The sequence below is a fragment of the Aquitalea palustris genome (assembly GCF_003693445.1).
GTDB lineage: Bacteria > Pseudomonadota > Gammaproteobacteria > Burkholderiales > Chromobacteriaceae > Aquitalea > Aquitalea palustris.
Map to the genome: position 1 here is coordinate 26,547 of NZ_RFAR01000043.1, position 20,167 is coordinate 46,713.

At 59.9% G+C, this 20,167-nt stretch carries 18 protein-coding genes and 1 pseudogene; 7 read left to right on the top strand and 12 right to left on the bottom strand.

The window, feature by feature from the left end:
* Positions 1-288: 288 nt before the first annotated feature.
* The 5 genes from EAY64_RS10645 to ilvB all read right to left on the bottom strand — a co-directional run bounded on the left by EAY64_RS10645 (position 289) and on the right by ilvB (position 6,722).
* A complete protein-coding gene (locus EAY64_RS10645) occupies positions 289-2,085 on the bottom strand; it encodes a 2-isopropylmalate synthase (RefSeq protein ID WP_103524750.1) in 1,797 nt (598 codons plus the stop codon).
* A 306-nt stretch (positions 2,086-2,391) separates the two neighbouring features.
* Complete coding sequence (gene pssA / locus EAY64_RS10650; RefSeq protein ID WP_103524751.1) at positions 2,392-3,144, bottom strand: CDP-diacylglycerol--serine O-phosphatidyltransferase; 753 nt, start codon at positions 3,142-3,144, stop codon at positions 2,392-2,394.
* Positions 3,145-3,373: 229 nt separating this feature from the next.
* On the bottom strand, positions 3,374-4,390 hold the full coding sequence (ilvC, locus tag EAY64_RS10655; protein ID WP_103524752.1) for a ketol-acid reductoisomerase: 1,017 nt from the start codon (positions 4,388-4,390) through the stop codon (positions 3,374-3,376).
* 63 nt (positions 4,391-4,453) lie between these two features.
* Complete coding sequence (ilvN, locus tag EAY64_RS10660; RefSeq protein WP_059284698.1) at positions 4,454-4,945, bottom strand: acetolactate synthase small subunit; 492 nt, start codon at positions 4,943-4,945, stop codon at positions 4,454-4,456.
* Positions 4,946-4,955: 10 nt separating this feature from the next.
* Entirely contained in the window at positions 4,956-6,722 is a 1,767-nt protein-coding gene (ilvB, locus tag EAY64_RS10665; protein WP_103524753.1) for a biosynthetic-type acetolactate synthase large subunit, read from the bottom strand.
* A gap of 227 nt (positions 6,723-6,949) precedes the next feature.
* Here ilvB and EAY64_RS10670 point away from each other — a divergent pair, with 227 nt between their 5' ends.
* The 4 genes from EAY64_RS10670 to EAY64_RS10685 are packed head-to-tail and all read left to right on the top strand — an operon-like array spanning position 6,950 to position 8,855.
* A complete protein-coding gene (locus EAY64_RS10670; protein WP_103524754.1) occupies positions 6,950-7,516 on the top strand; it encodes an RNA polymerase sigma factor in 567 nt (188 codons plus the stop codon).
* Positions 7,513-7,908, top strand: coding sequence for a DUF3619 family protein (locus EAY64_RS10675; RefSeq protein WP_103524755.1), 396 nt, complete (start codon positions 7,513-7,515; stop codon positions 7,906-7,908). The genes EAY64_RS10670 and EAY64_RS10675 overlap by 4 nt, the downstream gene beginning before the upstream one ends.
* Positions 7,901-8,290 (top strand): DUF3106 domain-containing protein, encoded by a 390-nt coding sequence (locus tag EAY64_RS10680; protein WP_103524756.1) that lies wholly within the window; start codon positions 7,901-7,903, stop codon positions 8,288-8,290. The genes EAY64_RS10675 and EAY64_RS10680 overlap by 8 nt, the downstream gene beginning before the upstream one ends.
* A 19-nt stretch (positions 8,291-8,309) precedes the next feature.
* Positions 8,310-8,855, top strand: a complete 546-nt coding sequence (locus tag EAY64_RS10685; RefSeq protein WP_103524757.1) for an RDD family protein — start codon at positions 8,310-8,312, stop codon at positions 8,853-8,855.
* On the opposite strand, the gene guaD is transcribed toward EAY64_RS10685, so the two are convergent.
* Positions 8,852-10,171 (bottom strand): guanine deaminase, encoded by a 1,320-nt coding sequence (gene guaD / locus EAY64_RS10690; protein ID WP_103524758.1) that lies wholly within the window; start codon positions 10,169-10,171, stop codon positions 8,852-8,854. The genes EAY64_RS10685 and guaD overlap by 4 nt on opposite strands.
* Before the next feature lie 166 nt (positions 10,172-10,337).
* Here guaD and EAY64_RS10695 point away from each other — a divergent pair, with 166 nt between their 5' ends.
* Complete coding sequence (locus tag EAY64_RS10695; protein ID WP_059284691.1) at positions 10,338-10,835, top strand: MarR family winged helix-turn-helix transcriptional regulator; 498 nt, start codon at positions 10,338-10,340, stop codon at positions 10,833-10,835.
* Positions 10,836-10,901: 66 nt separating this feature from the next.
* Here the strand turns inward: EAY64_RS10695 and EAY64_RS10700 are convergent, their stop codons facing one another.
* Genes EAY64_RS10700 through EAY64_RS10710 form a run of 3 tightly spaced genes read right to left on the bottom strand, consistent with a single transcriptional unit; the run spans position 10,902 to position 14,605 of the window.
* Positions 10,902-12,209, bottom strand: coding sequence for an Nramp family divalent metal transporter (locus tag EAY64_RS10700; protein WP_103524759.1), 1,308 nt, complete (start codon positions 12,207-12,209; stop codon positions 10,902-10,904).
* Between the two features lie 51 nt (positions 12,210-12,260).
* The gene (locus tag EAY64_RS10705; protein ID WP_103524760.1) at positions 12,261-12,899 is read right to left on the bottom strand and encodes a lytic transglycosylase domain-containing protein; all 639 of its coding nucleotides are present in this window, start codon (positions 12,897-12,899) and stop codon (positions 12,261-12,263) included.
* The gene (locus EAY64_RS10710; protein ID WP_103524761.1) at positions 12,899-14,605 is read right to left on the bottom strand and encodes a proline--tRNA ligase; all 1,707 of its coding nucleotides are present in this window, start codon (positions 14,603-14,605) and stop codon (positions 12,899-12,901) included. The genes EAY64_RS10705 and EAY64_RS10710 overlap by 1 nt, the downstream gene beginning before the upstream one ends.
* A gap of 297 nt (positions 14,606-14,902) precedes the next feature.
* Here EAY64_RS10710 and kup point away from each other — a divergent pair, with 297 nt between their 5' ends.
* Positions 14,903-16,768 carry a low affinity potassium transporter Kup gene (gene kup, locus EAY64_RS10715; protein WP_103524762.1) on the top strand — a complete coding sequence of 622 codons (1,866 nt, stop codon included), beginning with the start codon at positions 14,903-14,905 and terminating at the stop codon, positions 16,766-16,768.
* 246 nt (positions 16,769-17,014) lie between these two features.
* On the opposite strand, the gene ampD is transcribed toward kup, so the two are convergent.
* Complete coding sequence (gene ampD, locus EAY64_RS20615) at positions 17,015-17,590, bottom strand: 1,6-anhydro-N-acetylmuramyl-L-alanine amidase AmpD (RefSeq protein WP_226034337.1); 576 nt, start codon at positions 17,588-17,590, stop codon at positions 17,015-17,017.
* Between the two features lie 3 nt (positions 17,591-17,593).
* Positions 17,594-18,070 (bottom strand): annotated as a pseudogene (locus tag EAY64_RS20875) (GNAT family N-acetyltransferase); the annotation flags it as partial.
* 183 nt (positions 18,071-18,253) lie between these two features.
* Here EAY64_RS20875 and EAY64_RS10725 point away from each other — a divergent pair.
* Positions 18,254-18,784 carry a hemerythrin domain-containing protein gene (locus EAY64_RS10725; protein WP_059284686.1) on the top strand — a complete coding sequence of 177 codons (531 nt, stop codon included), beginning with the start codon at positions 18,254-18,256 and terminating at the stop codon, positions 18,782-18,784.
* A 259-nt stretch (positions 18,785-19,043) separates the two neighbouring features.
* Here the strand turns inward: EAY64_RS10725 and tal are convergent, their stop codons facing one another.
* Positions 19,044-20,105: a transaldolase gene (gene tal, locus EAY64_RS10730; protein ID WP_103524839.1), complete on the bottom strand. Its 1,062-nt coding sequence runs from the start codon at positions 20,103-20,105 to the stop codon at positions 19,044-19,046.
* Positions 20,106-20,167 lie beyond the last annotated feature (62 nt).

A 20,167-nucleotide genomic window follows, 5' to 3' on the forward strand; every position in this document is an offset into this window, starting at 1 on the left:
CAATGAAGCAGGCTGGATGATAGCGCGGGAAAGGACAATGCGGGAAACCGGGGGCCAGCCCGCCAGCGCAGCGACGCCGACCTCCTGGGTCGGCGATCTGCCACGCTGGCCTTGTGAGCCTGGGCTGTATGGATGCGGCCTTGTGAGCCTTAGGGTTTCAATATCGGAGTGGACTGAAACCGGTTTGCCAGGGCTTGCCCCTGACTGCCTTGCCGCCGGCCGGGAACGGGATGGGAAAATCCGGCAGACAGTAAAGCAGCACGGGGCGGGCCCGGCAGGTATTGCTAATCAGACATTGCCTTGCGCCTTGACGCGTTCCTGACGGTTGCTCAGCTTGTTGAGCGCCGACAGGTAAGCCTTGGCACTGGCGACAATCACATCGGTATCCGCGCCCTGGCCATTCACCACACGGCCATCCTTGGCCAGCCGTACGGTGACTTCGCCCTGCGATTCGGTACCCTTGGTAATGGCATTCACCGAGTACAGCTCCAGTTCGGCCTGGCTGTTGACCGTGCTTTCGATGGCCTTGAAGGCAGCATCCACCGGGCCGGAGCCACTGGATTCGCAGCGCTTTTCCACACCATGTTCGACAAACACGATGGCGGCCTGCGGTGCTTCGCCGGTTTCGGTATTCACCTTCAGCGACACGAATTTGTAGTCTTCCTGCAAGGTAGCCACCAGCTCGTCCGACACCAGTGCGTGCAGGTCTTCATCGAAGATTTCACGCTTGCGGTCGGCCAGATCCTTGAAGCGGGCAAAGGCGGCGTTGAGCGCTTCTTCGCTGTCCAGCACGATGCCCAGATCGGTCAGCTTGGTCTTGAAGGCATTGCGGCCGGACAATTTACCCAGCGTCAGGCGGTTGGCACTCCAGCCCACGCTCTCTGCCGACATGATTTCATAGGTTTCGCGATGCTTGAGCACGCCATCCTGATGGATGCCGGATTCGTGAGCAAAAGCATTGGCACCGACGATGGCCTTGTTCGGCTGCACCGGATAGCCGGTCACCGTGGACACCAGCTTGGAAGCCGGCACGATCTGGGTGGCATCGACGCGGGTATCCACCGCGAAAATGTCCTTGCGGGTACGCACCGCCATGACGATTTCTTCCAGCGCGGCATTACCGGCTCGTTCACCCAGGCCATTGATGGTGCACTCCACCTGACGGGCACCGCCCAATACCGCAGCCAGGCTATTGGCCACGGCCATGCCCAGATCGTTGTGGCAATGGGCCGACCAGATCACCTTGTCGCCGCCTTCGGTCTTGCTGATCAATTCGCGGAAGAAGGCCTCGGTAGCACGCGGCACGGCGTAGCCCACGGTATCCGGCACATTGAGGGTGGTGGCACCGGCCTTGATCACTTCGCCAAAAATGCGAGCGAGGAAATCGATATCCGAACGCAGGGCGTCTTCGGCAGAAAACTCGACATCATCGGTATATTCACGCGCCAGCTTGACGGCCTTTACCGCAGCATCCACCACCTCGTCCGGCGTCATGCGCAGCTTCTTTTCCATATGGATGGGGCTGGTGGCGATGAAGGTATGGATACGGCCACGGGCGGCCGGCTTGATGGCTTCGCCAGCAGCACGCACATCGCGCTCATTGGCACGGGCCAGGCTACAGACGGTGGAATCCTTGATCACCTCGGCAATGGCGTGGATGGCATCGGCATCACCCGGGCTGGCGGCAGCAAAGCCGGCCTCGATCACATCGACACCCAGACGTTCCAGCTGGCGGGCGATGCGGATCTTTTCTTCCTTGGTCATGGAAGCGCCAGGCGACTGCTCGCCATCACGCAAGGTGGTATCAAAAATGTAAAGACGGTCGCCCATGTCGAATGCTCTCCCTTGTCCCTGTGCTGCTGTCCCGGCGGCGTTCAGGTAATCGTTGAAATCGAATCTCTTGCCCTGGCTGGCGGCTAATTGAGCCAGTTTGTTCAACTGTGACAGCGGCAGGCTGCCACGTTCTCTCCATTTGTAGATTGCTGCACGGCTGACCGGCTCATCGGGAAACAGCTGACTCAGGCCTTCAGCCACCGCACCGGGGCCGCCCAGGTCTTCGATCAGTCGTTCAATGTCCAATTGCATGTTGTGCTCCTGCAGCAAAGTTTTAACCAATGTATCGATTGGACAATATTTCGTCAAACACGCAGTGCAGCATGGGCCAGAAAATCAAAATTCCTGTGTCAAATATGCAAATATTGGACATTAAGTCTAATATTTCATGGAATAAGGGCAGTGAAGACATCACGCGGCGCCAGTAACCAGATCTAACCATCAGAATAATTCAGACAAAAATTGGACAATTCTGTCCAATGCATACATCACACCGGACAATAAAAAACCCCGTTGCGCCAGGCGCCAACGGGGTGATCTGTACAGCAGACAGCAGGTTCAAAGTATTTCTGGCTTCGGCTTGCACCAGCGCCAGGCTGCCATCACATAGCCGGACAGCGCATAGCAGACAAAGAAACCAAACAGCACCAGTGGTGGCTCGGACATCAGCAGCAGCAAAGCCACCACCAGCGCCAGCAGCATCACAAACGGCACGCGACGGCGCAGGTGGATTTCCTTGAAGCTCCAGAACTTCACATTGGTCACCATGGTAATGCCGGAAAAGGCGGTAAAGCCCAGCAGAACCCACTTCAAACCCGGCAGGCCGGTGTAGTCATAGGCATGGCAGATCCACACCAGGCCAGCCACCAGCGCCGCTGCAGCCGGGCTGGGCAGGCCGGTAAACCAGCGTTTGTCAGTACTGCCTATCATGGTGTTGAAACGGGCCAGCCGCAGTGCTGCGCCGGCACAATGGATGAAAGCCACCATCCAGCCCAGCTTGCCCATGTCCTTGAGCAGCCATTCATAGGCCACCAGTGCGGGGGCGACGCCAAAGCTCACCATGTCCGACAGGCTGTCGAACTCGGCACCAAAGGCACTCTGACTGTGCGTCAGACGGGCAACGCGGCCGTCCATCCCGTCCAGGATCATGGCGACAAAAATGGCGACAGCGGCAATCTGGAAGTTCTGGTTCATCGCCTGCACGATGGCGTAGAAACCGGCAAACAAGGCCGCCAGGGTAAAGGAGTTGGGCAGCAGGTAGATACCTTGCCGCCGCAGGGACGGCTTACCCGGAATGGGGTCATGGATCATGGTGTTATCCGTAAACGAAGCTATCGGTACGGCGCTGAGCAGACACCGGCACGGACCGGCTGTCAGTACGTCGACGATCTAGACAAAGGGCGCATGCGCGCAGAGCCGCTGATTTTAATCCAAGCTGGCCCCGGCAGCAAAAGCACCGGTCCGGCCACACTCGTGACCGCAATTCAGTCATGAAAAAAGCCGGGTTTCCCCGGCTTTGGCACACTGACCGACTTCGAAATCAGTTCTTGGACTGGTCTACCAGTTTGTTCTTGGAGATCCAGGGCATCATGGCGCGCAGTTCGGCACCCACCTTTTCGATCGGATGATCGGCAGTCAGGCGACGACGGGCAGTCATGCTCGGATAGTTGGTCTTGCCTTCCAGGATGAACATCTTGGCGTATTCGCCAGACTGGATGCGGTACAGCGCCTTTTTCATGGCTTCCTTGGTGGCGGAGGTCACCACTTCCGGGCCAGTCACGTACTCGCCATATTCCGCGTTATTGGAGATGGAGTAGTTCATGTTGGCGATGCCGCCTTCGTACATCAGGTCGACGATCAGCTTCAGTTCGTGCAGGCACTCGAAGTAAGCCATTTCCGGAGCATAGCCTGCTTCGGTCAGGGTTTCGAAGCCGGCTTTTACCAGTTCAACCGCGCCACCACACAGTACAGCCTGTTCGCCGAACAGGTCGGTTTCGGTTTCTTCGCGGAAGTTGGTTTCGATCACGCCACCCTTGGTGCCGCCGTTGGCAGCAGCATAGGACAGGGCCACGTCACGGGCCTTGCCGGACTTGTCCTGGTATACGGCGATCAGGGTCGGCACGCCGCCACCCTTCACATACTCGGAACGCACGGTGTGGCCCGGGCCTTTCGGAGCCACCATGATCACGTCCAGGTCTTCACGCGGAACGATCTGGTTGTAATGCACGTTGAAGCCGTGAGCGAACGCCAGGGCAGCGCCCTTCTTGATGTTCGGGGCGATTTCCTTGTGGTACACGTCCGGCTGCGATTCGTCCGGCAGCAGAATCATCACGACATCGGCCTTCTTCACCGCCTCGGCCACTTCCTTCACCTTGTGACCAGCAGCTTCAGCCTTGCTCCAGGACGCGCCGTCCTTGCGCAGACCAACAATCACATCAACGCCAGACTCTTTCAGGTTCTGGGCGTGAGCATGGCCTTGTGAGCCGTAGCCGATGATGGCGACTTTCTTACCCTTGATGATGGAAAGATCCGCGTCCTTGTCGTAATACACTTTCATTTGCTTTGTCCCTTGTTATCCGGGCGGCCACCGCTGTGGCCCGCCGTCAGATGTATAGATATATCAGATTTTCAGAACCCGTTCACCACGGCCAATGCCGGATGCGCCAGTACGGACCGTTTCCAGGATCACTGCGCGGTCGATGGCCTCGATAAAGGCCCCCAGCTTGTCGCTCGTACCAGTCAGCTCGATGGTGTAAGTCTTTTCCGTAACATCAATGATGCGACCGCGGAAAATATCCGCCATGCGCTTCATTTCCTCCCGGTCTTTACCGGTAGCGCGCACTTTGATCAGCATCATCTCGCGTTCGATGTGCTCGGATTCATTGAGGTCTATCACCTTGACCACCTCGATCAGCTTGTTGAGCTGCTTGGTGATCTGCTCGATGACTTCGTCGGAACCATGCGTGACGATCGTCATCCGTGACAGTGTCGGATCCTCGGTAGTCGACACCGTCAGTGAGTCAATATTGTAAGCCCGGGCCGAAAACAGCCCCACCACGCGGGACAGTGCGCCCGCTTCGTTTTCCAGCAAAATCGAAAGAATATGTCTCATACCGTCCGCCTCAGCACATATTGCCGTAGTCACGGTTGTTCTCGAAGGGGACCTGCTGGACGTCGCGCATGTGCGGCGGCAAATCCATCTGGTCCAGACCCTTGCCATTCTGGATCATCGGGAACACGTTCTCGGATTGATCGGTACGGAAGTCCAGGAATACCAGACGTTCCTTCAGGGCGGGGCCAAAGGCCTCGCGCAGTACCGGCTCGACATCGGACGGGTTTTCGATCTTGAAGCCAACGTGGCCATAGGCCTCGGCCACCTTCACGAAATCCGGCAACGCATCCATGTAGGACTCGGAATACCGGGTGCCGTAGAAGAATTCCTGCCACTGACGCACCATGCCCAGATAGCGGTTGTTGAGCGCCACGATCTTGACCGGTGTGTGGTACTGCTTGCAGGTGGACAGCTCCTGGATATTCATCTGGATGGAGCCTTCGCCGGTAATACAGGCGACGGTTGCATCCGGATTGGCCAGTTGCGCACCCATGGCTGCAGGCAAACCGAAGCCCATGGTACCCAAGCCGCCGGAATTCAGCCACTGCTTCGGACTGTCGAACTTGTAATACTGGGCCGCCCACATCTGATGCTGTCCCACATCGGAGGCGACGATGGCCTTGCCACCGGTGATTTCATACAGCTTTTCCACCACGTACTGCGGCTTGATCAGCTCGGTGGACGGGGTGTACAGCAGGCTGTTGTGGCCGCGCCATTCTTCAATCTGCTTCCACCAGTGCGCCAGATGCTGTGCATCCGGTTTCTGGCCGGACTGGCGCAGGATGTCCAGCATTTCACGCAACACATGCTTGACGTCGCCGACGATGGGCACGTCCACTTTCACGCGCTTGGAAATGGAAGACGGGTCCACGTCGATGTGGATGATCTTCTTCGGCTGCGACAGGAAATGCGATGGCACGCTGATGACACGGTCGTCAAAACGCGCACCCACGGCAATCAGCACATCACAGTACTGCATGGCCATATTGGCCTCGTAAGTACCGTGCATGCCCAGCATGCCGAGGAACTGCGGATCGGAACCCGGATAGGCACCCAGGCCCATCAGGGTGTTGGTACACGGCAGGCCCAGCGACTTCACCAGCTCGGTGACTTCGGCTGCCGCATTGCCCTGCACGGCACCGCCGCCCACGTAGATGTAAGGACGCTTGGCTTCCAGCAGAAGGTTGATGGCCTTCTTGATCTGTCCCGGATGGCCGCGGGTGGCAGGCACATAGGAACGGATGTGCACGCTTTCCGGGTAGTGGAATTCGGCACGTTGCTGGGTAATGTCCTTGGGAATATCCACCACCACCGGGCCGGGTCGGCCGCTCTTGGCGATGTAGAATGCTTTCTTGATGGTTTCAGCGATATCGTTGACATCCTTCACCAGGAAGTTGTGCTTCACGCACGGGCGGGTAATGCCCACCATGTCCACTTCCTGAAAGGCGTCCAGACCGATGGCCGGAGTGGCCACCTGACCGGAGATCACCACCATGGGAATCGAATCCATATAAGCGGTGGCAATGCCGGTAACGGCATTGGTGGCACCAGGACCGGAGGTCACCAGCGCTACGCCTACCTTGTCGCTGGAACGCGAGTACGCATCAGCCGCATGCACTGCAGCCTGCTCGTGACGCACCAGAACGTGCTTGAACTTTTCCTGCCGGAAGATGGCATCATATATTTCCAGAACCGCGCCGCCGGGGTAGCCGAACAGAAATTCGACTCCTTCTTCCTGCAGGCAACGGACTAGGATTTCCGCGCCCGATATCTGCATCTTGTGCCTCTTTGTCTTGTCTTGCAGTCAATCTTGGCAATTGACTTGTGTTTCATCCCGTTGTGATGAAAGACCTTAGCCTATCCCTCAAATGGCGGTCAAGTGCTTTTGTGCAGGTGCAAAAACACGCTAAGCCACGGTAAAAACAGGGAAATCCGCGGGGTGGCCTTGCCTGTCCGGCTCTGCTACTATCTTTCGTTGGCATCAACCAGAATCTTCCCCTACACATGGCAAGCCGCAAGGAAATGGCCGACTTTCTGCAGTCGGTGGAACGACGCGCCTTCAAGCAAGCCCTGTACGCCGTGCGCAATGACGAAAATGCGCTGGATATCGTGCAAGACTCCATGATGAAGCTGGCAGACCGCTACGCCCATGCACCGGCGGCGGAATTGCCGCTGATTTTCCAGCGCATCCTGCAAAACACCATTCGCGATCACTTCCGCCGCGCCAAGGTGCGTCAGTTCTTTGGCACCCTGCTGTCTTCGCTGCTGCCCACCCGCGAGGAAGACGAAAGCGCTGATCCGCTGGAAACGCTGAACATCGCGGCGGACGAGGCCAGCAGTAATCCGGAAAAATGGTATGCCCGCAAGGAAGTCGCCCAACTGATCGACGGCGCAGTGCAGCTGCTGCCCAATCGTCAACGGGAAGCCTTCCTGCTGCGTTACTGGGAAGGACTGGATGTCGCCGAAACCGCACGGGTGATGGGCTGCTCGGAAGGCAGCGTCAAGACACATTGCTCGCGCGCCACCCACACGCTGGCGGCCATCCTGCAGCAAAAAGGAGTGGTGCTATGAAGCCCTCGCAAGATTCTGCTAGCCATGCCGGCGCCGACGACAAGCTCAAGCACAGTGTGACCACCATACTCGACCAACCGGGCAATCAGCTCAGTGCTGCCCAGCAGCAGCGTCTCTACCAGGCCCGCGAACTGGCCCTGGCACGCTTTGATGTGCGGGCCAGCGAAGCGCCGCGCTTGCGCGAGCGGCTGGCACTCTGGCTGCAACGCCATACCCAGGGCTTGCGCCGCAGTGTACTGGCCCTGAGTTTTGCCATGATGGCCGGCACCGGCCTGTGGCTGATGGAGGGCTTGCTGGTCGAAGAAGAAGCGGTCGATGCAGCCATCCTCGCCCATGAGTTGCCGCTGGAAATGCTGATGGAGCCGCACTTCTCGGGGAGCCTGCATGACTAGGCTGTATCGCTTGCTGCCATGGCTGCTGGCAGCCTCTCTGCTGGCCACGCCGGCGCTGGCCAGCCCGCTGAACAATCCGCGCTGGGATCAGCTGGATAGCGAGCAACAGACGGTCATGGCCCCACTGGCCGCCGAATGGGACCGCTATGCACCGGAGAAAAAGAAAAACCTGCTGGCCATCGTGCCGGAATATCGCAGCCTGGACCCTGCCGGCCGCCTGCGTCTGCAAAGCAAGCTGAAGAGCTGGTCCGACCTGACGCTGGAGCAACGCCAGCAAATCCGCAATAACTGGAAAACGCTGCAAAGCCTTCCTCCTGCCGAGCGGGAAAAAGCCATCCAGCGCCTGAAACAAAGCCAGCCCAAGCCCCAGGCTTCCGGCTGAGCATCACCCTGCCATCATCATGAGCCCAACCTTTACCACGGCCAGCCTTGGCCGCCGCCTGTGCAGCCAGCTTTACGAATTGCTGCTGATTGCCGCCCTGCTGCTTACCGTTTCCGCCGTCATGACCGGCCTGCAAGCCTGGCTGGGGCAGTCGCTAGTGCTGGACCTGCTCACCCAGCTGGCGCTGGCTGGCGCGCTGTTCGGCTATTTCGGCAGCAGCTGGGTCAAATCTGGCCAGACCGTGGCCATGAAAGCCTGGCGGGTAAAGGTGGTGCGTCAGGATGACGGGCAGCTGATGGATTGGCGCCAGGCCGGTTTCCGCTATATCGTCGGCCTGCTGCTGTTTGTCGGCATGCCGGCGATTTCCTATCTGGCCTGGTCGCGCAATCTGGGGCATGGCCGTGAGGCGCTGCTGATTTCGCTGGCCTGGTGCATGCTGCCGTACCTGGCGGCCTGCTACGACAAGGAGCGGCTGTTTCTGCACGACCGCCTGGCCCGTACCCGCCAGATCACCCTGCCCAAGCCGCCCCATCCGGGCAAGGGCCGCCGCGCCGGGCAAGACTAATTGCCGCTGTCTGCCGCACGCTGGTAGACCAGCCGGCCAGCCACATAGGTCGCGGCAATCGCCCGGTCATCACCCAGCATCATCTGGATGAACAGGGCATCCTGCACATCGCGGGCATAGCGCATGCGAAAAGTGATGAGCGGTGTCGAATGCCAGTCCAGCACCAGCAGGTCGGCCTCCATGCCGGGAGCCAGACTGCCCACCTTGTCGGCAATGCCCAGTGCCGTGGCTGCACCACGGGTAGCCAGATACCAGGCTTGCACCGCCGTCAGTGCATTGCCGTGGCTTTGAGCCGCCATATAAGCCGCTTGCATGGTGTGCAACATGGAAAAACTGGTGCCTGCTCCCACATCCGTCCCCAGCCCCAGCGCCACCTGTCGTGTGCCCTGCTTGAGCCGGCGCAGGTCCAGGCTGCCCGAGCCAAGAAACTGGTTGGAAGTGGGGCAATGTGCCAGCGCCGCACCGCTGTCGGCAAAGGCGGCAATTTCCGCGTCCGACAGATGAATGCCGTGGCCGAAAACCGCCCGTGGCCGCAGCAGCCCGTGCCGGTCATAGACATCGGTGTAGTCACGGCAGTGCGGAAACAGCCGCTGTACCCAGGCCAGTTCGTCGAGGTTTTCTGCCACATGTGACTGGATCAGTACATCGGGATAGTCTCTTGCCAGCGCCGCCAGCGCGTCCAGCTGTGCCGGGCTGCAACTGGGGGCAAAGCGCGGCGTCAGCGCGTATTCGGCCCGGCCGCGCCCATGCCAGCGCCGTATCAGTGCCAGCGAGTCATCGTAGGCCGCTTGCGCCGAATCCAGCAGTGCCGCCGGCGCATGGCGATCCATGCAGACCTTGCCAGCAATCAGTCGCAGCCCGTAGCGGGCCGCCTCTTCGAACAACACATCCACCGAATGCGGGTGTACGGTGCCAAACACGCAGGCCGTGGTCACGCCATTGCGCAGCTGCTCTTGCAAGAACAGCCGTGCTACCTCGCGCGCGTGTTCGCCCTCGGCAAATCCTTGCTCGGTGACAAAGGTGTAGTCATTCAGCCAGTCGATGAGTTGTGCGCCAAAAGCCGCCATCATCTCGGTCTGTGCATAATGCACGTGGCAATCGATAAAGCCTGGCAGCAGCACGCCATGCGGAAAGTGCTGCAGCGGGACATCCGCCGCCAAGTCGGGCAGCAGGTTGGCGGCCGGCCCCAAGGCGCTGATCTTGCCGTCTTCCATGATGATCAGGGCATCGCTGTCATAGTGCAGACACTCTGCGACAGGAAGCAGGAAGGGGTCGGCCCGGAAACTGATCATGGCGGCGCGTACTGCGGTTTTCATCCGGCTCTTCCTCGCTGGGTGGCTAGCGCAGCCTGTAAAATCAGGGTTGTAGCGATATAGATTACGGTTAAATATCTTCACATGAAGATATTTTAACACAAACACATGATACTCTTTGCGCCCGGAACGGAAAGCCTCGCCCCTCCCTTACCTGGAAGCACGCAGAATGCATCAACAGCCCGATCAGATCGACCGCATCGTCGCCCTCTGGAATGAAGTACGTCCCGACCTGGACCCCTCGTCCACTCAGGTTATCGGCCGTATTGTACGGATGGAATATTTCATTACCCGCCGGGTACTGCAGGATCTGGCGCGCTATAACCTCAACGTCGGCGAATTCGACGTGCTGGCCGCACTACGCCGCCGTGGCGAGCCTTACCAGTTGTCGCCCAACCAGCTGCAGGGCATGGTGTTGATTTCCTCCGGCGCACTGACCAACCGCATCAACCGGCTGGAAGAAGCCGGCCTGGTCACCCGCTCGCCCGACCCGGAAGACCGCCGTGGCGTAATTGTGACACTGAGCGCCAAGGGTTTTGCCGTGATCGAAGAGGCCGTGGTCAATCATCTGGCGGCGGAAGCCGAGCTGATGGAAAACCTGGACGAGACCGAAAAAGTGCAACTGGCCGGCCTGCTGAAAAAACTGCTGCAGACCCAGGAAGACTGAAAGAACCAAGCTGTCGGCCACGGCGCTGCCAGACGCAAAAAGCCGCATTACTGCGGCTTTTTTCATTTATAGCGCCACCAGCAACAGCAGGTTAGCGCCACAGATCAGCAAGAACATCAACCAGCCCAGCAGCTGCATGGCCGGTGACAGGGCAAACTCACCCATCTGCTGCCGGCTGGCGGTGATACGCAGCAAGGGCCACATCGCCAGCGGCAATTGCAGGCTGAGCACTACCTGACTCCACACCAGCATCCGCCCCACCGCCCCCTCCCCCAGCAGCAGCACCCCCAACAGGGCCGGCAGCAAAGCCAGCCCACGGGTAATCAGCCGCCGCTGATAGCAGGGAATCTTGACTTGCAGGAAGCCATCCATGATCACCTGCCCGGCCACGGTGCCGGTAAGGGTGGAGCTTTGCCCCGATGCCAGCAAGGCCAGGCCGAACAGCAGCGCCGCCGCCCCGCCGGCCAGCGGCGTGATCAGCCGATAAGCCTGCTCAATGTCATCCACCACCGGCTGGCCAGCGACATGGAAGGCCGAACCGGCCAGCACCAGGATCGCCCCGTTCACCAGCATGGCCAGCAGCAGCGACAGCACGGTATCGACCCGGCACAGCGCCAGCGTGTCGCGCAGGCCATGTTGCCCGCCTTCTACCCGCCGGGTCTGCACGATGGAAGAATGCAGATACAGATTGTGCGGCATGATGGTGGCGCCAACGATGCCCAGGCCCAGCACCACCGCCTGATGCAGGTCAGCACCAGGACTGGATGGCAGCAGGCCACGCGCCACCGCCTGCCAGTCCGGCCCCACCATGAATACCTGGATGGCAAAACACAGCGCAATGGTGGCAATCAAGCCCAGCACCACCGCCTCGATCTGGCGGAAACCCTTGCCTTTCATCCCCAGCACGATCAGGGTATCGAAGGCCGTCAGCCCCACCCCCCAGGCCAGCGGCACGCCAAACAGCAGCTTGAAGGCCAGGGCGCAGCCCAGTACCTCGGCCACATCGCAGGCGATGATGGATAGTTCGGCACTCAGCCACTGCAACAGGCGCCCGGCCGGGCCGTAACGCTCGCGACTGGCCTGCGCCAGATCCATGCCGGTGACCAGACCCAGCCGCGCCGCCATCAGCTGCAGCACAATGGCCACCACGCTGGACAGCGCCACCACCCACAGCAAGCCATAGCCAAAACGCGAGCCAGCCTCGATATCGGTTGCCCAGTTGCCCGGGTCCATATAGCCGACCGCCACCAACAGGCCAGGGCCGGCAAAGCGGCGCAGTCGCTGCCACCATGCGGCATGGGCATCGATACGGATACTGCCTTGAACTTCGGAAGGGCAAAACGGCGCGGTAGCGGTACGCGGGAGGGAAAACATGCAACATCCTCAAACAGAAAGACCGAAAATGCGCGCTGGGCGCAGCGGCATCTACTGACCTAAAGGCAGGTTGACCCCTGCCATTTTTACCGATGCGACTGGGGTCCATGCCCAGTTTTTCTTCCAGGCACCGATCACCAGATTAGGATATTCCGGCCGGCCCAAGCTGCCGTTATAGCGGCCAAGGGCACGATAGAGGCTGCCCCGCTCGATATCCAGATAATGACGCAGGATGGTGCAGCCATAACGCAGATTGAGCGTGAGTTCGAACAGATTGTGTTGCGGATTGCCGATCTGGCGCACCCAGAAAGGCATCACCTGCATCAGGCCACGGGCACCAACCGGTGAGATGGCGTATTTGTTGAAGCCGCTTTCCACCTGGATCAGCCCCAGCACCAGCTGCGGGTCCAGCCCGGCGCGGGTAGCTTCGTACTGGATGGCGGTAAGCAGCCGCTCGCGCATCCATGCGTCCGGAATGCGCTTTTGCAGCCGGCGCGACATCTCGGCCAGCCAGGCCTGGCCTTCCTGCGGCGTATCGAACACCAGCCGTGGCGCATTGACATCGGCAATGGTGCGGCTCATGGCCGAAGCCACATTGGCCGCCAGCGCCTCCTCGCGCTGCGCACCCGCCCACGCCGGCGGCAAGGCCAGCATGGTGGTGAGGGCACACAGCGTCAGGAGGATTTTCATCAGGCGAGCTTGGCGAGCAGATGTTCCAGAATAGCATCTGCGGCAACCGGCGTTGCCGCGGCATCGCGACGCTGCTGGTACTCGACCTTGCCTTCTTTCAGGCCACGGTCGCCGATGGTGACGCGGTGCGGTGCACCGATCAGCTCCCAGTCGGCAAACATCGCACCCGGACGCTCGCCACGGTCGTCGATGATCACATCCACACCCTTGGCCAGCAGTGCGGCATACAGATCATCTGCCGCAGCTTTGACTTCGGCCGACCGGTCGTAGCCCACCGGGCAGATCACCACATTGAACGGGGCCAGGCTGTCCGGCCAGATGATGCCCTTGTCGTCGTGATTCTGCTCGATGGCCGCGCCCAGGATGCGGGTCACGCCGATGCCGTAGCAGCCCATTTCGAACGGTTTCGGCTTGCCGTCTTCATCGAGGAAGGTGGCGTTCATGGCGGCGGAGTACTTGGTACCCAGATAGAACACATGGCCCACTTCGATACCACGCTGGATGGCCAGCACGCCCTTGCCGTCCGGGCTGGGGTCACCGGCCACCACATTGCGGATGTCGGCCACTTCCGGCTCGGCACAGTCGCGGCCGAAGTTGGCGCCGGTGTAGTGCTGGTCGTCTTCGTTGGCACCGATGACAAAGTCGGCCATCTTGGCCACGGTACGGTCGGCAATCATGCGGCCCTTGAAGCCTACCGGGCCAAGCGAACCCGGATTGGCACCAAAGGCTTCACGGATCAGTGCCGGGCTGGCCATGGTCAGCGGCTTTTTGATACCGGCAATTTTCTCGGCCTTCACTTCGTTCAGTTCGTGGTCGCCACGCACCAGCAGCAGTACCGCCTCGCCTTCGGCACCTTCCACCACCAGCGCCTTGACCGTGCTCTTGATGTCGATGTTCAGGAATGCCACCAGGTCAGCAATGGTCTTGACCTTGGGGGTGTGTACTTTGGTGAGCGCGGCAGTGGCGGCAGGGCGTTCGCCAGCCGGTGCCACGGCTTCGGCCAGCTCGATATTGGCGGCGTAATCGGAGTCCGGGCAGTAGATGATGGCGTCTTCGCCGGTATCGGCAATCACCTGGAATTCGTGCGAACGGTCACCGCCAATGGCGCCGGTATCGGCCGCCACGGCACGGTAGGTCAGACCCAGGCGGTCGAAGATGCGGCAATAGGTGTTGTACATGTTTTCGTAGCTGAGGCCGGCGGCTTCCGGGCTACGGTCGAAGGAGTAGGCATCCTTCATGGTGAATTCGCGGCCACGCATCACGCCAAAACGCGGACGACGCTCGTCGCGGAACTTGGTCTGGATCTGGTAGAAATTGCGTGGCAGGGCGCGGTAGCTGCGCAGCTCGCTGCGGGCGATGTCGGTAATCACTTCTTCTGCGGTAGGCTGCAGCGCAAAATCGCGCTCGTGGCGATCCTTGAAGCGCAGCATTTCCTCGCCCATGGTGTCCCAGCGGCCGGATTCCTGCCACAGGCCAGCCGGCTGCACCACCGGCAAGGAGACTTCGATGGCACCGGCACGGTTCATTTCTTCACGCACGATGTTTTCCACCTTGCGCACCACGCGCAGGCCCATCGGCATCCAGGAATAAATGCCGGCGGCAACCTTGCGAATGAAACCGGCTCGAATCATCAGCTTCTGGCTGGTGATGTCGGCGTCGGCGGGAGCTTCTTTCAGGGTGGAAATGAAAAACTGCGATGCGCGCATGATGCGTCCTTGGTATTCGGCTAAATGGGCTTGATTGTAGCGTTTTGCAGCCTTGGCGGGAAAGCATCCTGTCCAGCGCTGCATGCTGTCAGGGTAGCAGCGGAAATTCCGTGGTGCTTTGTCGTTTTCCCCCTACATGGTGCAAGGTAAAAATGGCAGGAACACAGCATTAGCTTGGCGCTGCACCGACTCAGTAGTAACCTTCGCGCTCACAGGCCATCCGATTTTCTTGCGCCGCAACAAAACGGAAAGCGGATGGCGTTGCATGCTTAACTACACAAAGAACGCACACAAATCATGCAGGCTCACAATAAACAAGCCATGACCGGTCTGACGCTGGCTGCGCTGGGCGTGGTGTATGGGGATATCGGCACCAGTCCGCTGTATACCTTGCAGCAATGTTTCACCAGCCACAACATGGCCACCACACCGGATAACATCCTGGGGATTCTTTCCCTGATTTTCTGGTCGCTGATTTTTGTGGTTTCCATCAAGTATGTGGCTTTCGTGCTGCGCGCTGATAACCACGGCGAAGGCGGCATCATGGCGCTGATGGCGCTGGCCAGGCATTACATCACCCACTCGGCACGCTGGAAGGTAGTGCTGCTGGGCCTGTTTGGTGCCTCGCTGTTTTATGGCGATGCCATCATCACCCCGGCCATTTCCGTCCTGTCAGCGGCAGAGGGGCTGAAAGTGCTCAGCCCCAGCATGGGTCCGTACATCCTGCCCCTGGCCATCGTGGTGCTGGTTTTCCTGTTTATCCTGCAGCGCTTCGGTACTGCCAGTGTCGGCATGCTATTCGGGCCGGTCATGACTTTCTGGTTCTGCACGATAGGCGTGCTGGGACTGCTGCAAATCCTGCAAGCCCCTGCTGTATTGGCCGCCATCAACCCCCTGCATGCCTTTCGCTTCATCTACCAGCACGGTGTTGGTGCGTATCTGACCCTGGGTTCGGTGGTACTGGCACTGACCGGGGCCGAAGCGCTGTATGCCGACATGGGCCACTTCGGCAAAACACCGATCCGCCGCGCCTGGTATGGCCTGGTGCTGCCGGCACTGGTGCTGAATTATTTCGGCCAGGGTGCATTGCTGATGCTGAACCCCAAGGCCATTGAAAATCCCTTTTTCATGCTGGCCCCGCAATGGGCGCTGCTGCCGCTGATCATCCTGGCCACCCTGGCCACGGTGATTGCCTCACAGGCGGTGATTTCCGGTGCCTACTCGCTCACCCGTCAGGCCATCCAGCTGGGCTATAGCCCGCGCATGGAGATTTCCCATACTTCGGAAAAGGAAATCGGCCAGATCTATCTGCCCTTCGTCAACTGGGCCTTGCTGGTGGCCGTGCTGGTAGTCGTGCTGACCTTCCAGACTTCGGATAGCCTCGCTTCGGCCTACGGCATTGCCGTGACCGGCACCATGCTGATCACCACCCTGCTGTTCTTCGTGGTGGCACGGGTCAACTGGCGCTGGCCGCTGCCGCTGGCGCTGGGCATTACCATTTTCTTCGGCATCATCGACGCCGCCTTCTTCAGCGCCAACCTGCTCAAACTGTTCTCCGGCGGCTGGCTGCCGCTGGTGCTGGGCATGGTGATCTTCCTGCTGATGACCACCTGGAAACAGGGCCGCAAACTGCTGTTTGACCGCCTGCGCGAACAGGCCTTGCCGCTGGACAGCTTTATCGAAAACCTGGAAGCCTTCCCGCCCACTCGCGTACAGGGCACCGCGGTATTCCTCACCAGCACCCTGCACGGGGTGCCGCATGCGCTCTTGCATAATCTGAAGCACAACAAGGTGCTGCATGACCGCATCGTGCTGATGACCATCCGCACCGAGGATGTGCCTTACATCAACGATGAGTCGCGGCTGGAAGTGGTACAGCTGTCGCCATCTTTCTGGCGCGTGGTGGCCCGCTACGGCTTCAAGGAAGACCCGAGCGTGCTCAATGTGCTGGAACTGTGCGAAGCCGATGGCCTGGCCTTCGAGCTGATGGATACGTCCTTCTTCCTGTCGCGCGAAACCATCATCTCCACCGAGCGTCCTGGCATGTCGCGCTGGCGTGAGCGGCTGTTTGTGTGGATGAGCAAGAATGCCTTGCGTGCCACCGACTTTTTCCAGATTCCTACCAACCGGGTAGTGGAACTGGGGGCACAAGTCGAACTGTAGTCAAGCAACTACATCAAAAGGCAGGCTTTTCAGCCTGCCTTTTTTATTTGCCATGCCATATTCATGCAATGTAATCGATTACAAATCATCACCAAGCACCAGAAAATTACATAAAATACAGTCACTTGCAGCTAAAAAACCGGCAACCATCTCCGACCAGCACCCTGCTGACAACAAAAATGGCCGACGCAAAACAGTCGGCCACATGATGCAAAACGGGTGAAATTTTACTATGTAGTGGCAACACTACGCCGGCAGGTCGATTTCCCTTCGCACCCTGGCCCAGTCGAAGTAAGGGCCGGGATCAGTTTTACGACCTGGCGCGATATCTTCATGGCCGGTCATGCCGCACAAGGGCAGCTGAGCACGCAATTCGCGCAGTAGCGCCAGCAACATCTGGTACTGCGCGTCGGCAAAGGGCTCGAAATCGCAGCCCTCCAGCTCGATCCCTATCGAAAAGTCATTGCAACGCTCGCGCCCACGCCAGCTGGACACGCCAGCATGCCAGGCCCGCTGATGCACGGAAACAAACTGCAACAGCTGTCCGCTGCGCCGGATAAAGAAATGCGCGGAGACGCGCAAGTGCTGGATGCTGGCAAAAAACGGGTCTTCATCCGGATTCAGGCTATTGGTAAACAGCTGTTCCACCGCCTGCCCGCCATAGCGATACGGCGGCAAGCTGATGTTGTGGATAACCAGCAACTCGGCCACCCCGCCTTCGCGGGCATCGCAATTGGGTGAAGGAATCTGTCGCGCTTCGCGCACCCAGCCATTGGCATCCAGATGCACAGCCGGCTGCACACGGCCGGCCTGATAGACCATGCGCCACAGCACCAGGCCATCCGGCACCTTCCAGCGCTGCTCCAGCACAAAACCCGCCTTGTGATACAGCGCCACGGCTGCGGCATTGACCTCGGCGGTATCCACGCTGACTTCGTCGGCATCTGCCAGCAGATGGTTGAGCAAGCGGTAACCCCAGCCATCGCCAAAGCAGGCCGGGTCCACCACCGTGCGCTCGATATGCCAGCCGCCCTGCTGGCGCTGGCTTGCCACCAGCACGCCACGCAGCACATCGCCCTCGAAGGCACCCAGCACACGGTCCTGGCAGGCCATCACGGCGGCCAGATCCGGCCACATCAGCGGCAGCTGGGGATAATCCAGCCATTCGCGCTCCACCTGATGCGCCAGCAGCTGGATACGCAGGGCCTCGGCCACCAGCTGCGGGTCATCCAGCCGTATTGGCTTGATTTCAAAGGGAAGGTCCATTACTGCCTTTCTCGCCGGTCTTTGCCGTCGCCACATCACCGCCCGGCCTCCGCCAGCGTATTGCACTGGGCAAGCCACCCTGGCCGGGCGCACAATGGCCTATTGTGCCAGCAGCGCCGGCCGCTGCGAACCGAGTGCCGCGCATTTGAGCAGAATCATGGTTTTTTGCAATGCAGCACGGCACACTCGATCCATTCACCCAGCTTGAGGCTTCCCACCATGCTTACCCTGAATGATATCGGCAATACCGGCAGCGCCAGCTTCGAACAACCGCTGGACATGCTGCTGGCCTGCCATGACAAGATCCGCCGCTTCTGCGACCAGCTGGACAAGCTGCCCGGCTATATCGCCGAACATGGCGTGAATGAGGCGGTAAAGAACACCATCGACGGTGTCATCCGCTATTTTGACGTCGCCGGCCCTGCCCACCATATCGACGAGGAAGAGGAACTGTTCCCCATCCTGCTGGAGCGCGTCCCCACGGCAGCCCCGCGCATCGAACAGCTGGAAGCCGAGCACGGCTATCTGCATTCCTGCTGGAATGCCATTCGTGATGATCTGCGCGCCCTGCGCAATGGCGAAATCGACAGCATCAGCGAAAATGCCGTGGCCGAATTCGTGCGCCAGTATCGTGAACACGCCGCTTCGGAAGAGGCCTGGCTGATTCCCACTGCAGCAGCCACCTTGAATGCCGAGGAGTTGCGCGTGGCCGGCCAGCACATGGCCCAGCGTCGTCAGCAAGCCTGCTGAATACCCGCCGGTCCTAAAGCAAAAAAGGATGCCGCAAGGCATCCTTTCAAAACGCCTTCTCGCTTTCTGGAAGGAAAGCGGGGCTCCCTTGCGGGGCAAGGGCGGGGGGATTGGGAGTAGATGGAAAGGCTGCGGAGTCCATAAGTCAACTGGAAGGCCCGGCTTTGCCGGGTCCAGTAGAATCCTGCCAAATCACTCAGTCAGCAGCCTAAAAGGATGCCGCAAGGCATCCTTTTAGCGTTAGCGGCTGCCGCTAGTCTTAGGCCGTTAGTTGCAACAATGCAGCGAATGCATCTTCAAACAGCTTCAGGCCGTCCTGCTGCAGCTTGTCACCCACCGCCACCAGATCGATATCCGCCTCCGCCACCTCCAGCAGGGTGATCTGAGCCTGCTGCGCATCCTGCGGCAAGGTCAGCGCAGCCACGCCGTGATCGCGGAAGGCCGCCAGCGTGCCATCCGGCACGGTATTGACGGTTTCATCGCCAATCAGGCTTTCCACGTACAGCACATCGGAGTAAGCCGCGTTCTTGGTGCCGGTAGACGCCCACAGCAGGAATTGCGGCCAGGCACCGGCGGCCTTGAGCGCAGCAAACTCGCTGCCATGGAAACGCTGCTGATAGCGGGCGTAAGCCACCTTGGACAGGGCAATGGCGGCCTTGCCTTGCAGCGCAGCCGGCAATTGCGGGTCCAGCAGGCTGTCGACCCGTGACAGGAAGAAGCTGGCCACGGCCTTGATGCCGGACACCGGCTTGCCGGCGGCGTGGCGCGCGCTCAGGCCGTCGATATAGGCATCCCATACCGCCTCCACCTGCGGCAGGCTGAACAGCAGGGTGATGTTGACGTTGATGCCCTCGGCGGTGAGTGTCTGGAAGGCGCGGATGCCGGCCGGCGTGGCCGGGATCTTGATCATGGCGTTGGGGCGGCCGATCTCGGCCCACAAGCGGCGTGCCGCAGCCAGCGTGCCGGCTTCGTCGTGCGACAAGGCCGGGGAGACTTCCAGGCTGACATAGCCATCATTACCCTGGCTGCTGCGGTACTGTTCCAGCAACAGGTCGCATGCGGCCTGGATGTCCGGCACCACCAGCGCCTCGTAACGCTGCTCTGCCGTCAGTGCGGCATTGCTTTTCAGCTGCGCCAGATCACCCTGGTAGCTGGCATCGCTGCTGATGGCCTTGTAGAAAATGGCCGGATTGGAGGTCACGCCGGCAATGCCGTCTTCTTGCAGCAAAGTGGCCAGCTGGCCGGAAGCCAGCAGTTCACGGGACAGATTATCCAGCCAGATACGCTGGCCGAACGGACGAATGGATTGCAGACGATTCATGGTGTGGTCCGGGAACAGGGTAGTTTGCATTATGGAGGAATATCCTAGCGCGCCAGCGCAGG

Bases quoted from the DNA above. Each gene is read 5' to 3' on its own strand.
- EAY64_RS10645 (WP_103524750.1), bottom strand. From the start codon at position 2,085: ATGCAATTGGACATTGAACGACTGATCGAAGACCTGGGCGGCCCCGGT.
- pssA (WP_103524751.1), bottom strand. From the start codon at position 3,144: ATGATCCATGACCCCATTCCGGGTAAGCCGTCCCTGCGGCGGCAAGGT.
- ilvC (WP_103524752.1), bottom strand. From the start codon at position 4,390: ATGAAAGTGTATTACGACAAGGACGCGGATCTTTCCATCATCAAGGGT.
- ilvN (WP_059284698.1), bottom strand. From the start codon at position 4,945: ATGAGACATATTCTTTCGATTTTGCTGGAAAACGAAGCGGGCGCACTG.
- ilvB (WP_103524753.1), bottom strand. From the start codon at position 6,722: ATGCAGATATCGGGCGCGGAAATCCTAGTCCGTTGCCTGCAGGAAGAA.
- EAY64_RS10670 (WP_103524754.1), top strand. From the start codon at position 6,950: ATGGCAAGCCGCAAGGAAATGGCCGACTTTCTGCAGTCGGTGGAACGA.
- EAY64_RS10675 (WP_103524755.1), top strand. From the start codon at position 7,513: ATGAAGCCCTCGCAAGATTCTGCTAGCCATGCCGGCGCCGACGACAAG.
- EAY64_RS10680 (WP_103524756.1), top strand. From the start codon at position 7,901: ATGACTAGGCTGTATCGCTTGCTGCCATGGCTGCTGGCAGCCTCTCTG.
- EAY64_RS10685 (WP_103524757.1), top strand. From the start codon at position 8,310: ATGAGCCCAACCTTTACCACGGCCAGCCTTGGCCGCCGCCTGTGCAGC.
- guaD (WP_103524758.1), bottom strand. From the start codon at position 10,171: ATGAAAACCGCAGTACGCGCCGCCATGATCAGTTTCCGGGCCGACCCC.
- EAY64_RS10695 (WP_059284691.1), top strand. From the start codon at position 10,338: ATGCATCAACAGCCCGATCAGATCGACCGCATCGTCGCCCTCTGGAAT.
- EAY64_RS10700 (WP_103524759.1), bottom strand. From the start codon at position 12,209: ATGTTTTCCCTCCCGCGTACCGCTACCGCGCCGTTTTGCCCTTCCGAA.
- EAY64_RS10705 (WP_103524760.1), bottom strand. From the start codon at position 12,899: ATGAAAATCCTCCTGACGCTGTGTGCCCTCACCACCATGCTGGCCTTG.
- EAY64_RS10710 (WP_103524761.1), bottom strand. From the start codon at position 14,605: ATGCGCGCATCGCAGTTTTTCATTTCCACCCTGAAAGAAGCTCCCGCC.
- kup (WP_103524762.1), top strand. From the start codon at position 14,903: ATGCAGGCTCACAATAAACAAGCCATGACCGGTCTGACGCTGGCTGCG.
- ampD (WP_226034337.1), bottom strand. From the start codon at position 17,590: ATGGTCTATCAGGCCGGCCGTGTGCAGCCGGCTGTGCATCTGGATGCC.
- EAY64_RS10725 (WP_059284686.1), top strand. From the start codon at position 18,254: ATGCTTACCCTGAATGATATCGGCAATACCGGCAGCGCCAGCTTCGAA.
- tal (WP_103524839.1), bottom strand. From the start codon at position 20,105: ATGAATCGTCTGCAATCCATTCGTCCGTTCGGCCAGCGTATCTGGCTG.